A 15,938-nucleotide genomic window follows, 5' to 3' on the forward strand; every position below is an offset into this window, starting at 1 on the left:
TCTCGGTTAAGTCTCATCGCTTGTCCTTTTCTTGGTCGAAAACGCAAGTTAGAAACCTAACCATCCCTAGAATTCACTTTCTAGGGATTTTTTTTGTTTTCAGCCTAGATCGGATTTACTTGACGATGAGAATCCGCGTTTGTTGTATACAACAGGAACAGGAATTTTAATTATATACGCAAAATTTGCGTTAAATAAAAAGGCGGTACCGGCGATGCGTTCCGCCTGTATGAAAGAAAAACGTCCAAAAGGGAATGCTTATCGCAAAATTTTGGATTATTAACTCCTTAAATATCAAGGAATAACAAGTAAAAATGTATTATCTACGCATAAAATGCGTTTATTATGTGAATATTTTTATTCGTCACAGGCTTTCCCCTTGTGCGTACCTTTTTTTTAATCTACCTTTGCCCTCATAGAAAAAAGATGCGTTCGCAAGACCTTAGAAGAATGCCTTGCCCGCATCCCTAAACCCTAACCCCTAGCCCCTAGGCCCTAGTTATGTACTACGAAAGCATTAAGGTTCTCGACTGCACCATCCGCGATGGCGGTCTCGTCAACAAGCACGATTTCTCTCTGGAATTCGTCCGTCGTCTTTACACCCTCCTGTCTGCCGCTGGCGTTGACTACATGGAAATGGGTTACAAGAACTCTCCGGAACTGTTCGACCCCAAGGAATACGGCCCGTGGAAGTTCTGCGATGACGATCTCCTGTGGAAGGTGAAGGACGGTATCGATTCCAAGATGAAGATGGCTGTGATGGCCGACGTGGGTCGCGTCAACATGGACGCCGTGAAGCCCGCTTCTGAAAGCCCCTACCAGATGTTCCGTGTCGCTTCTTACGTGAAGAACATCGACAAGGGTATCGAAATGGTGAACGCCTTCCACGACATGGGCTACGAAACCACTTTGAACATCATGGCTGTGAGCCGTGACCGCGGTCCGGAACTGGACGAAGCTCTGCACCAGGTCAACGAAGAATGCAAGGCCAACGTGCTTTATCTCGTGGACTCCTTCGGCGCCTTCTACCAGGAAGACATTGATAAGGAAATGCAGCGCTACAAGGGCATCGTAAAGAACAAGCAGTTTGGTTTCCATGGCCACAACAACCAGCAGCTGGCTTTCTCCAACACCATTCAGGCTATCATCAACCACGTTGACTTCCTGGACGGTTCCGTTTCCGGCATGGGCCGTGGCGCAGGCAACTGCACCACCGAACTTCTCCTTGGCTTCCTGAAGAACCCCAAGTACGATCTGCGTCCGGTTCTCGATGCCTACCAGGAACTGTTCCTCCCGCTCCAGGCCAAGTACGAATGGGGCTACATCATTCCGCAGATGATCACCGGTATGCTGAACCGTCATCCCCAGGACGCAATCGCCGTCCGCAAGACCGAAGACAAGGACAACTACCGCAAGTTCTTCGATCATATGATGAACGATTAAGAGGCGAATCCTGCGCAGAAATGCTCGCATTTCTGCATAGGTGAGCCGAAGAATCGAGCGCTAGTTATGAAATAACTAGCGCCACGATTAGCAAGGCGAGAGCAGCGGAAAAATGCTTGCATTTTTCCATTGCCGAGCCGTTAATCATGTACTTTTGACCCGAAGGGGCAAAAGTACCACGACTAGCAAGGCAAGCGCCACGACTAGGAGGTGCGCGTCACGCAGGCAAGAGCTGCGTCGACTTCCTCCAGTGAAAAAGTCCCGAGTTCGCAATCAGCGACTCGGGACTTTTTTTCTCTCTCAAAAATTCTGTTTCTTATTTTTTGAACTTCTTGGCGCCTTTAGGAGGACCTGGCATAAAGGGGCTGCGGGCGTCTTCTTTTGCCTTGACTTCTTCGGCTGCAGTCTGTTGGCCGATTACCACATTGTCGCCAATACTCAGACCCTTAAGGATTTCCACGTTCACGCCGTCGCTAATGCCGATTTCGACTTTGCGGGGAGCGGCCCTTCCGTTGATGCTGACCCATACATGATCGCCCTTCAGGTGGGGCTTGCGCTTACCGCCGGCCTTGCCTCCAAAACCAGCTTTGCCGCCGAATCCGCCAGGACCACCGGGAGGCGGGCCACCTGCACCCATGCCGGGGGGCGGGGGAGGCGTTTCGCCGTCTTTTGCTCCAGCGAAACCTTCGGGACGGGGCGGGCGAGGCAAATCTCTCGGGTCTGCCATGGGGGTACTTTCATCGGGAGTAAACTTTAGTGCCTTTACGGGGACGGAAACTGCATCGACGACTTCCTTTGTTACGATGGTGCAGGTGGCGGTCATGCCGGGCAGTAATTTCTGGTCCGGATTGTCTGCGGTAATGACCACAGTGTAAGTAACCACATTGCTTGTGGTAGTGGGGTTTAGTCGAACTTCCTGCACCTTTCCGCTGAACTTTTCATTCTGGAAGGCGTCCACCGTGAATTCCACGCGCTGGCCTGCCTTTACCTGACCGATGTCAGCTTCGTCAACAGCTGCCATCACTTTCATCTGGCTTAAATCTTTTGCAATGATGAACAGGGTAGGAGTGCTCATGGAGGCGGCCACCGTTTGGCCCACGTCCACAGCCCGCTTCAGGACTACACCGTTAATGGGGCTCTTGATGGTAGCGTAGCTCAAATTTAAGCGGGCTTGAGCCACTTCGTTCTTGCGTTGTTCCATGGTGAACTGGGCTGCATTCATGTTATATTCGGCTGATTCCAGCTCCACGGCGCTGGCACTGTTGCTTTCCGCCAGTTTCTTGGTGCGCTCGTAAGAACTTTTCTTGTAGTTGTAATCGTTTTCGGCTGCCTTATAGGCAATTTCAGTTTGGTTCAAGGTAGATTGCAACTTGGATTTGTCCAGTTGGGCAATGACCTGCCCTTTTTTTACCTTGGAATTGAAGTCTACGAAAATCTTGCTGATGTCGCCAGACACCTGAGTACCCACTTCTACCTGGTCCACGGGTTCCAGGGAGCCGGTAGCGGAAATGGAGGTGGAAATGGTAGTCTGAGTAACGGCTGTGGTAACCAGGGTGGCTATCTTTGCCTCGGTTTTCTTATCCAGCACAAAGGTCTTGATTCCATAACCGATGCCAACCAAAATGGCGACCACAATTAAAATTTTCATCAGTTTTTTCATACGTTGTCTTATAAAATAGAAAGTATTGGTCTATTTACGAATGTTTAGATGTTTAGGAACGGCAATCCGTTGCTTTATGGTTTTAACTTAGCCTAGTCTTTACCTTTTTAAGTTTCTAAATTGCAGGGCATGACTCGCATCGCAAAGCATGACGATAGCGCCGAAGTGCGGCACGTGACCTGGGTTGGCCTGGGGTGGAACGCGGCTCTTTCCATAGGGAAGGGGCTGGCCGGTTTCTTCGGTGGGTCTCAGGCTTTGATTGCGGACGCCATTCATAGCGCATCGGACTTTGTTACAGATATTGCCGTCATCGTGGGTTCCCGCTTTTGGAATTCGCCTCCCGACGCAGATCATCCATATGGACATCGCCGTTTCGAGACGCTGATTTCTGTGGGAATCGGTGTGGCGGTTTGTGCTGTGGGTGTGGGCCTTGGCTATGACGCCATCCAGACCTTGCGTCTTGGGGAAGATGGTGCTTCCCACCCGGAATGGATTGCTGCTGTTATGGCCGCCCTCTCTATCATTATCAAGGAAGTCCTTTTCCATTATACTCGCAAAGCAGGCAAGAGCATTCGTAGTCAGGCTCTGGAAGCAAACGCCTGGCATCATCGCAGTGACGCCTACAGTTCCATTCCCGTGTTGATTGCGGTGGGTATTGGAATTGTATTCCCGGAGTTGTGGTTTGCAGATTCCGTGGGCGCTATTATTGTGGCGTGCTTTATTTTGCATTCTGGCTATGAAATTGCCTGGCCCGGAATCCATCAGGTGGCAGACATTGGCGCTCCCGAGGAAATCGCGGCGAAGTTAAAAACACTGGCTCTTGAAACCCCAGGTGTTATTAGCATCCATGGCTTTAGAACCCGTTTTGTAGGGAGTGACCTTCATGTAGATTTGCATATCGTTGTCCCTGCGGATATGACCTTGCTTGCTGCTCACGACCTGTCCGAGGAAGTGGAACGCCGTATTCTTGAAGCTGGCGAAAACGTTGTAGATGCCATGGTCCATGTGGACCCCTACGATCCGAAGAAAGCAGGTGTTGATAGGGTCTAGAGGCTAGGGAATTTTAGGGTCTAGGGGCTAGGGTCTAGGGGCTAGGGCATCAAGATGTAAATGCTTGCGATTTCGAGACAATCACATCTTTAAATCCCCCCACGAAGTATTCCCGACATTCCTAATCACTAATCACTAATCACTAATCACTATCCCAGGGTCTAGGGGATTTTAGGGTCTAGGGTCTAGGGGCTAGGGCATCAAGATGTAAATGCTTGCGATTTCGAGACAATCACATCTTTAAATCCCCCCACGAAATATTCCCGAAATTCCTAATCACTAACCACTAACCACTATCCCAGGGTCTAGGGGCTAGGATCTAGGGGCTAGGGCCGCAGGAGGTAAGCGCAAATGATTTCGGAATGGATTCGTCCTTAAATCCCCCCACGAAGTATTCCCGACATTCCTAATCTCTATTTTCTAATTTCTAGTCTCTACACCCCTCAAGCACCGTCAGGTGCGACCTGTCCACCTCATACCTCAAAGGCGCACCGCGCCGACCTCTAGCCACTGAGGCACGCTTCGCTTGAGGAGTGAGGTCGGAGCTTCGCTCCTAGAGGTTTGATGTACCCTAATCTCTATTTTCTAATTTCTAGTCTCTACTACCCTCAAGCACCGTCTGGTGCGGCCTGTCCACCTCATACCTCAAAGGCGCACCGCGCCGACCTCTAACCACTAACCACTAATCACTATCCTCAAGATATTCTATATTGCAGTCATACTGCTTAGGGGTGCTGCGAGTCGAGTGGCCGTGGCTGAGAAAATACCCTTGGAACTTGCGCCAGTAATTTGGCCGAAGGAAAAGTGAGGTTCTCGTGGAATCCAAGAATTCCCTTCTGAAACCGTTTATGAATTCCCGGAAGATTTATGTGCCGGGTAAGATTTTCTCCGATATCCGCGTAGGTATGCGCGAAATTCAGACCGAGGATCCGCTGACGCCTTGTGTTCCTGTTTACGACACTAGTGGACCTTACAGCGATGAAAACGCAACCATCGATGTGACCAAGGGTATTGAACGTTTCCGCGAAAGCTGGATTGCTGAACGTGGCGATGCCGAACAGCTGGACGACATGACTTCCGCTTACGGCCGTGCCCGTCGTGAAAATCACGAACTGGACCACTTGCGTTTTAATGCAGTTCATCATCCGATGCGCGCCAAGGCTGGCCACAAGCTGACCCAGCTGGACTACGCCCGCGCAGGCGTCATTACCAAGGAAATGGAATACGTTGCTATCCGCGAAAACCAGCGCATCGACGAACTGGTGGCTGCAGGCAAGCTGAAGGCAAACGGCAAGCCCATTACCGCAGAATTCGTCCGTGACGAAATCGCAGCTGGCCGCGCCATCCTTCCGGGTAACATCAACCATCCGGAATGTGAACCTATGATCATCGGCACCAACTTCTTGGTGAAGATCAACAGCAACATCGGTAACTCCGCCATAACCTCTTCCATCGAAGAAGAAGTGGAAAAGATGGTGTGGTCCGTGCGTTGGGGCGCCGACACCGTCATGGACCTTTCCACCGGTAAGCACATTCACGAAACCCGCGAATGGATCATCCGCAACAGCCCCGTACCTATTGGAACAGTGCCTATTTATCAGGCTCTTGAAAAGGTCAACGGCAAGGCCGAGGAGCTGACCTGGGAACTTTACCGCGATACCTTGATTGAACAGGCCGAACAGGGCGTGGACTACTTCACTATTCATGCTGGACTTTTGCTGGAACACATTCCCATGTGCGCCAAGCGTACCACCGGCATCGTTAGCCGCGGCGGTTCTATTCTTGCCCTGTGGCAGATGCGTCATCACCAGCAGAACTTCCTGTACACTCACTTCCGTGAAATCTGCGAAATCCTGGCTCAGTACGACGTTGCTGTCTCCCTGGGTGATGGACTTCGTCCGGGCTCCTTGGCTGACGCCAATGACGAAGCCCAGTTCGGTGAACTGGATACTTTGGGCGAACTGACCAAGATTGCCTGGGAATACGGTGTGCAGGTGATTATCGAAGGCCCGGGTCACGTGCCTATGCAGAAAATCCAGGACAACATGGCCCGCCAGCTGGAAAAGTGCCACGGCGCACCCTTCTACACTCTTGGACCTCTCACCACCGATATTGCACCCGGCTACGACCACATTACTTCAGCCATCGGTGCAGCACAGATCGGCTGGTACGGTACCGCCATGCTTTGCTACGTAACTCCCAAGGAACATCTGGGCCTGCCTAACCGCGACGACGTTCGTGCAGGCGTTGTTACCTACAAGCTTGCCGCCCACGCCGCAGACATCGCCAAGGGCCACTTTGCAGCCCAGTTCCGCGATGACGCCCTGAGTCGTGCTCGCTTTGACTTCCGCTGGAACGACCAGTTCGCCCTTTCCCTGGATCCTGAAAAGGCCATGGAATTCCACGACGAAACCCTCCCCGGAAACCAGGCCAAGTCCAGCCATTTCTGCTCCATGTGCGGTCCCAACTTCTGCAGCATGCGCATTACAAAGGCTATCCGCAACTTTGTGGATACCGGCGACATCGGCGACGTGTAAACGCTGCAAGATGGTTGCTATGAAGTCATGCTGACGAATGTCAGCATCGGCTGTGCTGGTATCTTTCGTGAACAAAATACTCACAATTTGTGATTGCGGCTGGCATTTTAAAGTTATATATTACCTCGTAGGTTTAACCTGCGAGGTTTTATGATTTTAGACGAAACTTTTAAATTGGCAAATGGCGCCCGTATTCCGAAAATTGCCCTAGGCACTTGGCAGACCCCCGATGACGTGGCCGCGTCTGCCGTAGTGGCAGCCATTGACGCAGGTTACAAGCATATCGATACTGCTGCTGTTTACGGTAACGAACGTGGGGTAGGCGAGGGTCTCGCCGCCGCTCTCAAGAAAACGGGCATCCACCGCGAAAGCATTTTCCTTACTTCCAAGATTCCCGCAGAAGTCAAGAGCTACAAGGGTGCCGAACAGAGCATTCAGGATAGTTTTGAACGCCTGGCCACACCCCATATTGACATGATGCTTATTCACTGGCCCAAGCCCTGGATAGAGATGAAGGATCCTAACGCACCCACCTACTATGCAGAAAATCTGCAGGTGTGGAAAGCCATGGAAGAAGCTAACGAATGTGGTAAGATTCGTTGCCTGGGTGTTTCCAATTTCAGCATTGACGATATCAAGAACATTCAGGACAATTGTAACGTTCAGCCGGTGGTAAACCAGATCCGAGTTCACATCGGTCACGTTCCTCTTGAGTTGATTGAATTCTGCCGTATCAACAACATCCGCGTGGAGGCTTATTCTCCCAATGCCACGGGTCGCCTGTCTCAAGTGCCTGCGATTTGTGAAATGGCCAAGAAATACAACGTCTCTGTTCCGCAGTTGGCAAACCGCTTCTGCCTCCAGCTGAATCTGGTCACTCTTCCCAAGTCCACTCACGCTGAACGCATTATCGAAAATGGCAAGCTTGATTTTGAAATCAGCGCCGACGATATGGAACAGCTGTTGCAGATGCCGGAGATTTAGTTTTACTACATTGTAAAACATGAAGTTTTCTCGCAAAGTTTTATTGCCGGTGGTGGCTGCACTTTCTATAGTGCTGCCTTCCTCCGTATTTGCCGACGTGAATCTTCCTGTCCATAGGGAAGTTTTGCCTAATGGCTTGACCGTTCTTTTGCACCCTAATAACCAGGCGCCTACTGTAAGCTGCCGCCTGTTCTATGTGACTGGTTCCGTTCACGAGGTTCCGGGCAAGTCCGGTCTTGCTCACCTTCTGGAACATGAACTGTTCAAGGGTACCAAGAAAGTGGGTATTCAGGATAGTGTGGCAGACGTTCGTTTTATGGCCTTGCAGGACAGCTTGCAGGCTCTGATTCGCCCTGCAAAGATTGCCGGCGATACCGCTACCGTCAAGAAACTTACCGCAGAGCACGACTCCATCGTCAATGAACATCGCAAGATCTTTGTGAAGGACGAACTGTGGGGAGCCTACCAGGCTGCTGGTGGTACTGGCCTCAATGCCTTTACTACAGACCTCATGACTGCATACATCGTAACTCTTCCCAAAAACAAGATCGAATTGTTCATGTGGTTGGAAGCGGACCGTATGCAAAACGCCGTACTTCGTGAATTCTACTCCGAACGTGACGTAGTCCGCGAAGAACGCCGCATGCGTTATGACGACAAGCCTACTGGCCGTTATTACGAAACCTTGAACTCCATGATTTACGAGGCGTTCCCCTATCGTGTGCCTACCATCGGCTGGCCCAGTGATATTGCCAACCTGACTCGTGAAATGGCTGACGAACATTACCGCAAGTACTACAAGCCCCGTAACGCCATTCTCGTTTTGGCAGGCGACCTGGATACAACCTCCACCATGGAGATGATAAAGAAGTACTTTGCCGATATTCCTGCGGGGGAAGCTTTCCCCCCGTTAACCATCCGCGATCCGGAACAGGCCGGCGAAAAGCGCCTGACCGTAAAACGTCCTGACGCACCTAACATGTACAACCTGGTGTTCAAGACTCCAGAAGTAGGCGATGATATTCTTTACGCTCTGGATATTGCGGAAGGCGTACTGAACGGTCGTACGGGCAAACTGTACAAGCGTCTGGTTGAAGAAGAAAAACTGGCGGTTGGTGTCAGTGCCGGCAATAGCCCCAACAAGTATGTTTCCGAATTTAGCGTCCGAGTGAACATGCGACCCGATGCAGACCCCGCCAAGGTGGAAGCCATTGTCTGGGAAGAACTGGAAAAGCTGAAGACGGAACCCGTCAGCGAACGAGAATTCCAGAAGGTGAAAAATCACGCTTATGCAGGTCTCGTCCGTAGCCTTACGGATATGGAAAATGTGGCTACCATGCTTGCCTGGTACGAAATGTATGGCGACTACAAGATTTTCCTCCAGTGGGCGGACCACCTGAATAAGGTTTCTGTTGCAGACGTTCAAGCAGCAGCTCAAAAGACTTTTGTCCGGGAAAAATCTGTAGCAGGATTCCTGCTGAAGGAAAAGAAATAATGATTCAGGAAATGTTGCAGTACAATAAGGAATTCGTGGCAAGCAAAGGCTACGAAAAATTCACTACTAGCAAATACCCCGATAAGAAAATTGCCATCGTCACCTGTATGGATACTCGCCTGGTGGAACTTCTGCCGGCAGCCCTTGGCATCAAGAATGGTGACGTGAAGATGATCAAGAACGCTGGCGGCACCATTACCAATCCCTTTGATAGTACGGTGCGTAGCCTTCTCGTTGCCATCTACGAATTAGGCGTCAACGAAATCATGGTCATCGGTCATACCGGCTGCGGCGTGCAGGGCATGGACGCCCAGGAAATGCTTCACCTGATGAAAGAACGTGGTGTGGACGAGGAACACATTAGTCTCATGCGTCATTGCGGTATTGACCTGGATTCCTGGCTTCACGGATTTGAAGACACAGAAGCTGCTGTCCTTGAAACGGTGGATTTGGTGAAGAACCATCCCTTGGTTCCCAAGGATATTGTAGTTCGTGGCTATATCATGGATTCCGAGACTGGCGCGCTAAAGTCTCTATAGCAAAATCTCTATAATAATCTACTTAAGCAAGTTGCTGATTTGCTGGTCAATGTCCTGAGCTCTTTTGGAGTCTTCGTCGTAGACGGCGCAGACTTTCTGGCAGCTTAGTTCTAACAGTTTACGTGCCACGTTGGAATCCTGATGACGCAGTTCTCGCAGGGCCATGTCTATGCGTAGAATATCCGCGGTCTCCGGATAGGCCTTCATAAACTCAAAGAACTTGATCATCTGACGGTCGTATTCCATGTCGCTTTCCATGGCGAGCAAAAAAGGGATCACGCGGACGTTCAGGAGCTTGGACAAGTCCCCCACGAAATTATTCAGGGTAATTCCTTCCGGGAACAGTTCATCGGAATTCTTTTGCAAGTCATCCGTATCCACGAAATCTCCGGCTTCGATCTGGGCCAGGGCTTCGTTGAGGAAATCCATTTCCTTGCGCTTGGCTTGTTCGCGATAAACCGCCTGGTAATAAATGGGCAAGGTGGTCAGGCAATAGTGGGCCTGGCCTGCACCGATAAACTCACCGATGTAGTAAATGTCGGCATCTTCAGAAAGAATCTGTTCCTCGTTCTCGAAACTTCCGATTCGGGCAGGAATAGGAATCACTTCCATACTGGAAAGTTCGTGGAGTCGTTCGCGCATCTTGTCCACGTCCACATTCTCGGGAATGTCGATACCTTCGGACTCCATATGCTGGAGCATGTTGTCGAACTTTTCGTCCATGGCCTCGGTAATGGCCTTGCGCTGAGACTTGGTAGGAATGGCCTGACGGAAATCCCCTTCCAGGGCCAGTAAGCCATTCTTGATCATGTCGTCAAAGGGCGAACCACCCACATCGCCGTCGGGATTGGGTAAAATACGGGCGTATGCGATCATGCGACCGCACAGATTATTGTCATTGCCTTTCTTTTGCTCGATGCCTAACATACGGAGCAAAATATACAAATTACTGAATTCGAATGACCTTCTGCAGACGATATCCGGTGGCGCTAATCTTTATGAGATAGGAACCCGCAGGAATACCAAGTCCTGTTTTTGAAAGTTCATTAAGATTGGAAACGTTCATGTTACGAAGGAACTTTCCCTGAACACTGAACAGCTGGACCTTTACGTTACCGCAAATCAAGTTCTGCTGGAGATTCCCATTTAGACTGAGGGTCGGATCGTCCAGCGTGGTGTCGGCAGGAACTTCCACTTTTTTCGGGGTCAGAATAATCTGGTCCAGATTGGGACCGTCGTTACTTCCCACAACTGCAAACTGGATATGGCTGATTCCCTTGGGCAGGGTGATTTCAGTTTCCTTGGAGAGGTAAGTGGTCCAGGCTCCTGTTTTTTCGAAAGTCAAGGTCTCTGAGCTAGCCGAAGCGCCGGACTCGACGACCTTTATGATTAAGTCGCGATCCTGGGAACTTCCGTTGGCGTAGAACATTCCCATCTTGTAGGTACCGGCGGCGTCTACATCAACGGGAATGTTCACGTAGGAATTACCCGCACCAAAGTTCACGTAACCGGAACCCTTGAAGCCTGCGTTGGTACTTTCGTAAACCGCATTCTCGATGGAGCCGTCTTCGGCCTGGAATACGCCAGTACCTGCTCCCGTGAAGGATGCGGTAAGCTGGATGTCTCTTGTGGCCTTGATTTCAATTGTGGTGCTGGAAGCATCGATAGTTGTTGCACTAGCTCCTGACCAGCCTGCAAATTTCCAGCCGCCGTTAGCCTTGGCGGTAAAGGTTACCGTCTTACCTTCGGCGACTTTGTTCCCGGAAAGGCTGCTCTGTATGGTGCCGCCAACACCGCTTTCAAGCTTTACATTAAAGTAGGTGGAATTGTCTTCTACCGTGGTGATTTCGTTGGAGTAAGAACCCAAACCGCCCATGGAGTTTGCCGCACGGACGGTAACCTTGGAACCTGCGGCAATACCCTGGACAGGGAAACTGTTGGTTGCTGTACTACCCTTATATTGGCCGTTGACAAACACCACCCAGCAAAGGGCGTTTTCGTCGTCTGCCCAGGTGATGTCTGCCCCATCCTGAGAAATCTTGGGAGCAGCCACTTGTACGGTTAATTTGTTTGGAGCCCAACCATCGGAACCTCCCATGACATTTGCCAAGGTATACTTGGCTGCGTCGGATGCATTCCATACGGTTTTTAGGGTCGTTGCAGTGGAGGCGTCCTTGCCGCCGTTGAAGTAAGTTCTGCGTCGGCTCACATCCACTGCTCCGCCGTTGCCGTTCTTGCTGTTGTATTCGCCAAAGACGACAGGTGCGGAATTCATGTCCGGTCCCCAGCCTTCTGCAGTGGGCTGGGCGTACATGGTGGTGTTTAAAAATGCGGTCTTGGCATGTCCCCAGGAACGTCCCAGGTAGAACGTTCCGTTGACGTTGTTTCCGCTGGCGTTCAGTTTGGTATTGTTGAATACGTAACCATAGTTACCTGGATTTTGAGAAGCGGTAATGTAGCCACCGTTTTTCTTCACGACTAGGTTGGTGCCTTCGAAGAATACGTCGCCGCCACCACAGATAAAGTCCACCGTACCTTGAATTTCGCCACCTTCCCAATAGGATCGTCCGCCTTTGGTGTAGTAGGTGTCCTGACCGCTGACCAGCTTGACATTTTTGAAGATGTACTTGTCGCCACTGTTCTGCTGGATGGTGACCTGTCGGCAGGCGCTGGCCCCGCAGTAGGTGCTTTTATTCTGGATGGTCAGATCCTGCATGTACATGCCGTTGTTTCCAGAAAAATAAAGCGTTGCTGTGTGGCCGATACTTTCGGTGTCCGTCTTGTTGGCAATAATCGCCTTGTCGCGGGTTTGCCCAATCAGGGAAACGAAGGACTGGGTAAAGGTAGTCTTGCCGTGTCTATCAGCGGTAACTTTCGTCAGGTCATATTCTCCATCGGGAAAGAAAATAATGAAACGGTTATTCTCGCTGGGCTTTGCTGCAGACGCTGCCGCAATTGCAGCCTTGAAGTCACCGTCGACGCCAACCACAAAGTCAATCTTTTTCTTTGTGATGCCAAATGCGTCGGTAACAAAACCAGCTGCCAAAAAGGAGAGTATGAGTAAACGAGTCTTGTTCATTATTTTCTTCCGTTGACGTGGACTGCGCCTTTCTTGTTGCTCAAATTGTAGAAGACCCCGGCACCCTTACCGTAGTTGCCGGCGAATGCCTTGCGGGTAGATACTTTACCAAATTCAGTTACTTTTCGAATGGACAAGGACAGTTCAGTAATCTTGACCTTGCCTACTTTCAGGTTGTCTGCCATCCATCCGATAACATCGATGTTTGCCATGCCGTCTTTTTCGAGGCTGGTGAATGTCAATTCGGTATAGCCGGCAGAAAGTTCAACATCAAAGGCGGCGGTTTTATAAGTGGTCCATCCGCCGGTACTTTCCATGCTGCCCTTTTCCAATAAGGTTACTGCTGTAGTACCTTCTGCAATGACGGTGTCCTTTTCGGCAGTCTTTGCGGAGATGCTGAATCCGCGGGCAGAACTTCCGCCGTTTGCATAGCGGACGTACAGGGTGTACTTGCCAGCTTCTGTAGCAGTGACGCCGTAGGTCACGTAACTACCAATTGCGTTATCCACGTTGGCGTAACCTTCTCCCACGAAACCTGTGTTTGTTGATTCCTTGACGCCCTTGATATCGACGAAGTTGACGCCATCGATGACCGTCTTGCAGGTGTCGCTACCGCACATTGCTGCCGGCGGCGGCGGGGGAGGAGGCGGTACGTAATCGTCGCTCATTTTTTCAAGGGCCGTCAGATAAGCAGCCTCGGTACTGAGCAGCGCTGTGCCGTATTCGCCTGCCCACTGGTAACCGGTGCGACGTTCCTCGGAAATCTTGGTAAAGTCCTGTGTCTTGGTGCTTACGCCATCGCGGTCACAGAAGAAATAGTTGTCGTTGTTCACTTCGTAAAAGCGGTACCATAGAACGCTGCCGTCTTTTTTGTCAAATGTTCCTGCTTTCTTGTTGAAGTAAAGGCCTGTGACCTTCGTTTTTTTGTACCAGTTGATGGCGCTCTTGACTGCCAGCTGGATTTCAGGAGTTTGGTTAGGCCAGTTCATCAGAAACCAGACCACACCTGCGGATTCGCTACCGGACTTGCTTTCCAGTTCGTAGGCGCGGGCCGGACGAGGTGCGTAATTGGCGGTATCGTGCTGGGCGCACCACACGGTGGGAACACCGTTGTTAATAATCTGAGCCTTCAGCAAATAGTTGATGGCCTTGTCCATGGCGCCACTCATTTTTGCGCGGGTGGCGTCGTCGATGATGTCGCTGTCAAAAGGAGCGGTCTTGTTGGCAATATCCATCATGGTCACCATGGCGCGGACCATGGCATTATCATTCAGCGTAATATGATCGCTGTAGTTCCCGCGCTTGGGCCAAACCTGGGGCAGGCCGCCGGTGGAACGCTGCATAGTCAAAAGGAAATTGACCGCCTTGTTAAAGCTAGTCTTGAATGCTGCCTTGTAGGTGCCGTTGGTGGTTTCCTTGTAACGCACAGCCAACAGTCGCATTTCCTGCACGGTGGCGTCGTTGTCAATGGTGGCCAGGTCGCCGCCATCCTTTGCTCGCCACTCAGATTTTTGCCCGCCGCCATAAGCATTAACGTACTTGCTGGCCATGGCCTTATAAAAACCACCATTGCTAATCTGCCAGGTGGTCATATTGTAGGCGTATTGGTCGATGTCAATCTTTGCGCTGTCTGCGGACTTGGTCAGTTCCGAGTAGCCTCGATAACTATTGATTTTTGAAACTGCAGTGGAAGGCGGCTCGTAAGTTGCTCCAAATGCACAAGTGATCGCACTTGCACCTGCCAAAGCTAACCAAACATTCTTCTTCATACACACTTCCCTTAAGCCATGCCGTAATGTCACCCTGAACCATGTCATGCTGACGAAGGTCAGCATCAGCTTGCTTTCGATATATAATCTATACGTTTTTCGTAAAAACGAGCCTTTACATTCTGCGGAAAAGTTGTCTAGGGACAACATCTCCACAAATCTAAAATTATACCTGAAATTCACATTTTTTCGCTTGAATAGTCTGTTTTTCTTGTCAATTTGTCCATACAAAGAACGCCACCACAAGATTATGTGTTGTGGTGGCTAAATTCTCCAGAATTTTTTAGTTATTCTAGAACTAATTTTTTGCAGTGTCTTGAGCAGAGCCGTTGATTATTTCCTGAACTTCTTCGCGACTGACCTCGCCAGAGGTCGTGGTGGCAAGAATTCCCTTTTCTGCTCTATAGTAAACCTTGGTTGTGGAATCTATGGTGCTTGCAGGGATTGTGAAAGTCTCGCCACGTTTCTTGTTGTACGCGTCAGTAGTCCAGCTAGGTGCACTTGCGAATAGGAGGGATTTTCCGCTCTTTTCGGAGAGAAGAACAGTGCTCGTTTTCAAGTCTGTGGAGGTGATGACCATAATCTGCCTGTGGATTCCGTCCCACATCAAGCCTGTACGGATTACATCGTCTACTTCATTAGTAAATTGAGTGTGGGTGAGGGTAGAGTCTGTCTCTGGAAAAGCGTCTTCCTGAAGATGCTCGCTAATCCCTCCCTTGAAAGCGAGTATCGCTTCGCCTCCGCTAATGGCTCTGCTGTTATAGTCGAAATTATCTGGCAAATAGTAAATAAGAAGGTATCTATTGTCGTTCTTGAATAACCCGTCAAAGTAGAGAGTGACGTTTTCGCCCTCCTTGGAGGCAGGATTCATCGTGGCAAAGAAGATGGTGTATTTCTTGATGTCGAACTCTTCCGGTCCAAAGGTATCTTCAAGTTTTTCCACGTTTGTCTTGCCAAAATTGGTATCAGCAAGGATTTCCTGAACTACTACGCTATCAGCTTCTTCCTTATAGGTTACAGAGGAACTGGGCGTATTGGATTCACTGGGGGTTTTGGAACTGCTCGAATTTTTTACGGTTCCTGAGGAACTTGAAGTCTTGGAACTGCCTGAACTTTTTTCATTTGCGGAAGAACTGGACACAAGACTGATGTCGTCATCGTCTTCGTCGTCTTCAATAAGAGGTTTTGTTGCAGTGCTACAGCCTGTCCAAATCAAGGCGGATAAACAAATTATTGTAAAAGTAAGACTTGTAGGACGAATCATAATGTAAAAACCTCCTTTTTTTGGAGGCATCATCAACATGTGTGGAAGCATTTAGGCAGCCTTGCTAGATGATTCTCTCGATTCCGATTCCCATTCGTAGGCTATCTTTACATCTACA

Annotated in this window: 11 protein-coding genes and 1 riboswitch; of the genes, 6 read left to right on the plus strand and 5 right to left on the minus strand. The window is 50.1% G+C overall.

All coding sequences use genetic code 11. The annotated features are described in order from the left end of the window. Positions 1-501: 501 nt before the first annotated feature. Positions 502-1,443 carry an aldolase catalytic domain-containing protein gene (locus BGX12_RS14215; protein WP_109736698.1) on the plus strand — a complete coding sequence of 314 codons (942 nt, stop codon included), beginning with the start codon at positions 502-504 and terminating at the stop codon, positions 1,441-1,443. Between the two features lie 316 nt (positions 1,444-1,759). Here BGX12_RS14215 and BGX12_RS14220 read toward each other — a convergent pair whose 3' ends face one another. Beyond that, the gene (locus BGX12_RS14220) at positions 1,760-3,091 is read right to left on the minus strand and encodes an efflux RND transporter periplasmic adaptor subunit (RefSeq protein WP_233246411.1); all 1,332 of its coding nucleotides are present in this window, start codon (positions 3,089-3,091) and stop codon (positions 1,760-1,762) included. A 141-nt stretch (positions 3,092-3,232) separates the two neighbouring features. On the opposite strand from BGX12_RS14220, the gene BGX12_RS14225 reads away from it, so the two are divergent. The 5 genes from BGX12_RS14225 (at position 3,233) to BGX12_RS14245 (ending at position 9,708) form a co-directional block, all read left to right on the plus strand. After that, positions 3,233-4,153 (plus strand): cation diffusion facilitator family transporter, encoded by a 921-nt coding sequence (locus BGX12_RS14225; RefSeq protein ID WP_109736700.1) that lies wholly within the window; start codon positions 3,233-3,235, stop codon positions 4,151-4,153. Between the two features lie 717 nt (positions 4,154-4,870). After that, positions 4,871-4,972, plus strand: a riboswitch (TPP riboswitch). A 29-nt stretch (positions 4,973-5,001) separates the two neighbouring features. Then, positions 5,002-6,690 (plus strand): phosphomethylpyrimidine synthase ThiC, encoded by a 1,689-nt coding sequence (gene thiC, locus BGX12_RS14230; RefSeq protein WP_109736707.1) that lies wholly within the window; start codon positions 5,002-5,004, stop codon positions 6,688-6,690. A gap of 150 nt (positions 6,691-6,840) precedes the next feature. Then, on the plus strand, positions 6,841-7,674 hold the full coding sequence (locus BGX12_RS14235; protein ID WP_109736701.1) for an aldo/keto reductase: 834 nt from the start codon (positions 6,841-6,843) through the stop codon (positions 7,672-7,674). A gap of 19 nt (positions 7,675-7,693) precedes the next feature. Continuing rightward, positions 7,694-9,169, plus strand: a complete 1,476-nt coding sequence (locus tag BGX12_RS14240; protein WP_109736702.1) for a pitrilysin family protein — start codon at positions 7,694-7,696, stop codon at positions 9,167-9,169. Continuing rightward, positions 9,169-9,708 carry a carbonic anhydrase gene (locus tag BGX12_RS14245; RefSeq protein WP_109736703.1) on the plus strand — a complete coding sequence of 180 codons (540 nt, stop codon included), beginning with the start codon at positions 9,169-9,171 and terminating at the stop codon, positions 9,706-9,708. Before BGX12_RS14240 ends, BGX12_RS14245 begins: the two co-directional genes overlap by 1 nt. An 18-nt stretch (positions 9,709-9,726) precedes the next feature. Here BGX12_RS14245 and BGX12_RS14250 read toward each other — a convergent pair whose 3' ends face one another. The 4 genes from BGX12_RS14250 to BGX12_RS14265 all read right to left on the minus strand — a co-directional run bounded on the left by BGX12_RS14250 (position 9,727) and on the right by BGX12_RS14265 (position 15,820). Continuing rightward, complete coding sequence (locus tag BGX12_RS14250) at positions 9,727-10,635, minus strand: hypothetical protein (protein ID WP_109736708.1); 909 nt, start codon at positions 10,633-10,635, stop codon at positions 9,727-9,729. 19 nt (positions 10,636-10,654) lie between these two features. Continuing rightward, complete coding sequence (locus BGX12_RS14255) at positions 10,655-12,754, minus strand: pectinesterase family protein (protein WP_233246412.1); 2,100 nt, start codon at positions 12,752-12,754, stop codon at positions 10,655-10,657. Positions 12,755-12,786: 32 nt separating this feature from the next. Beyond that, positions 12,787-14,556, minus strand: a complete 1,770-nt coding sequence (pelA, locus tag BGX12_RS14260) for a pectate lyase (RefSeq protein WP_109736705.1) — start codon at positions 14,554-14,556, stop codon at positions 12,787-12,789. 298 nt (positions 14,557-14,854) lie between these two features. Next, on the minus strand, positions 14,855-15,820 hold the full coding sequence (locus tag BGX12_RS14265; RefSeq protein WP_111361733.1) for a hypothetical protein: 966 nt from the start codon (positions 15,818-15,820) through the stop codon (positions 14,855-14,857). Positions 15,821-15,938 lie beyond the last annotated feature (118 nt).

Origin of the sequence: Fibrobacter sp. UWR4, assembly GCF_003149045.1 — a bacterium.
Taxonomy (GTDB): domain Bacteria; phylum Fibrobacterota; class Fibrobacteria; order Fibrobacterales; family Fibrobacteraceae; genus Fibrobacter.

Excerpts from the sequence above, each read along its gene's own strand:
- BGX12_RS14225 (WP_109736700.1), top strand. The coding sequence starts at position 3,233 with ATGACTCGCATCGCAAAGCATGACGATAGCGCCGAAGTGCGGCACGTG.
- BGX12_RS14265 (WP_111361733.1), bottom strand. The coding sequence starts at position 15,820 with ATGATTCGTCCTACAAGTCTTACTTTTACAATAATTTGTTTATCCGCC.
- BGX12_RS14235 (WP_109736701.1), top strand. The coding sequence starts at position 6,841 with ATGATTTTAGACGAAACTTTTAAATTGGCAAATGGCGCCCGTATTCCG.
- BGX12_RS14245 (WP_109736703.1), top strand. The coding sequence starts at position 9,169 with ATGATTCAGGAAATGTTGCAGTACAATAAGGAATTCGTGGCAAGCAAA.
- thiC (WP_109736707.1), top strand. The coding sequence starts at position 5,002 with ATGAATTCCCGGAAGATTTATGTGCCGGGTAAGATTTTCTCCGATATC.
- BGX12_RS14220 (WP_233246411.1), bottom strand. The coding sequence starts at position 3,091 with ATGAAAATTTTAATTGTGGTCGCCATTTTGGTTGGCATCGGTTATGGA.
- pelA (WP_109736705.1), bottom strand. The coding sequence starts at position 14,556 with ATGAAGAAGAATGTTTGGTTAGCTTTGGCAGGTGCAAGTGCGATCACT.
- BGX12_RS14250 (WP_109736708.1), bottom strand. The coding sequence starts at position 10,635 with ATGTTAGGCATCGAGCAAAAGAAAGGCAATGACAATAATCTGTGCGGT.
- BGX12_RS14215 (WP_109736698.1), top strand. The coding sequence starts at position 502 with ATGTACTACGAAAGCATTAAGGTTCTCGACTGCACCATCCGCGATGGC.
- BGX12_RS14240 (WP_109736702.1), top strand. The coding sequence starts at position 7,694 with ATGAAGTTTTCTCGCAAAGTTTTATTGCCGGTGGTGGCTGCACTTTCT.